The sequence below is a fragment of the Microcoleus sp. Pol12B3 genome (genome assembly GCF_036701355.1).
GTDB lineage: Bacteria > Cyanobacteriota > Cyanobacteriia > Cyanobacteriales > Microcoleaceae > Microcoleus.
This window is the reverse complement of the sequence record NZ_JAUBQS010000052.1, coordinates 1-1,775: the sequence shown is the minus strand read 5'-3', so window position 1 is coordinate 1,775 and position 1,775 is coordinate 1. Positions and strand designations below refer to the sequence as shown.

1 protein-coding gene is annotated in these 1,775 nt (G+C 52.2%); it reads left to right on the top strand.

What is annotated here, in order from left to right; all coding sequences use genetic code 11:
* On the top strand, positions 1 to 1,763 hold a 1,763-nt coding region (locus QUA53_RS21975), incomplete at its 5' end, for a calcium-binding protein (protein WP_333101306.1).
* Positions 1,764 to 1,775: the final 12 nt, after the last annotated feature.

The window sequence follows — 1,775 nt, the reverse complement described above, 5'->3', positions numbered from 1 at the left end:
ATACCAGTTGCGGTTGCGACCCCTTGCCCCAGCCACCGAACATCACATTTATCCCACCCCAGCCTTCGCAAATACTCAACTTCGACTCCAACGCCGCACAACTCATCGACATCCAAAACACCATGAGAGGCACTCCTGGAAACGATTCCTTAACAGGAAACGAAACCAACCAACTGTTTCTCTCAAAAAGCGGCGACGACACAGTGTTAGGTGAAGCAGGCAGCGATATCGTTTACGGCGACCAACAGCGAGACTTCATAGCAGCAGGTAGAAGCAACGACATCGTTTACGGCGGCAAAGACCAGGATGTCGTATTTGGCGGGAAGGAAGACGATCGCATTTTTGGCGATCGCAATGGAGACACAGTGTACGGAGATCGGGGTTCCGACACCATAGTCGGCGACAACGGCAACAACATCGACTTGACCGACAACGACAGCGACCTAATTTTCGGCGGGTCTTCAGGCGACGCCATTGCAGGCACTCAAGGCAACGACACCGTTTACTCCGGCAAAGGCCCTGACATCGCCTATGGTGGCATCGACAACGACCTGATCTGGGGCGACAAAGGCCCGGACACCCTTGACGGCGACAGCGGAGACGACTCTTTGTTCGGTGGCGTCCTCAACTCCCTAGACAGCGACCCCGACGGCTTCGATTTGCTGTTAGGAGGCGATGGCAACGACTTGATGAACGGTCAAGAACAAGACGATACCCTGGTGGGCGGCAACGGACGGGATTTGCTGTTTGCAGGCAAAGCGGGCGATCGCATTTTTGGCGAAACTGACTCGGATACTCTCTACGGCAATCAAGGTTCCGACACCATACTCGGTGACTACGGCACTCAGCAAGGCAGCACAATTGCCACATCTGAAGGCGACTTAATTTTCGGCAACGACACCGGCGATATCATCGGTGGCGGTAGCGGTAACGACAGCATTTTTGCCGGCAAAGGTAACGACTTCATTTACGGCGGCAAAGATAACGACCGGATTTGGGGCGAACTCGGTTCCGATACTATTGTCGGAGATGAGGGGGACGATTCGCTTTACGGCGGCTTGCAAAACCAATTAGTGTCGGATGTTGACGGCCGCGACTTGCTGTTTGGAGGCGATGGCAATGACCAACTCAACGGCGGTGAGAGTTCCGACTCTTTGAGTGGGGGTTTTGGTAACGATATTCTTCGTGGTGGCAAGGATGACGATGCAGTACAGGCAGATGCTGGTGATGACTTGATTTACGGTGATGATGGCAGCGATATTTTGTGTGGCGATCCGGGTAACGATACCATTTTTGGCGATCGCGGGCAAAATGACCGAGGCGCTGTGGGTGGAGACGGTCAGCAAGACTGTATCAACGGGGACAGCGGCGATGACTTTTTATACGCTAATGAAGGTCAAGATACTCTCAACGGAGGTGAGGGTAATGACACTATTTACGGAGGCAAAGATAACGATATTCTCAACGGAGGTGCAGGGGATGATTGGCTGTTTGGTGATGGGGGCGATGATACTTTGATTGGAGGTATTGGGAGCGATCGCTTTGTGTTAAGTGCTAATAGCGGTATGGATAATCTGTTCAATTTTGCCGTAGGAACTGATAAGTTTGTCCTGGCGGGTGGCTTGAGTTTTGAGGCTTTGCAAATTAACCCGATGGCGAATGGCACGCTGCTGCAAGTTGCTGCGACTGGCGAGGTTTTGGCTCAGGTTTTTGGCGCTGATCATACTATTACTTCTCTCGATTTTCTCACTCTTTCGAGTTAAGATCAAAGCGCA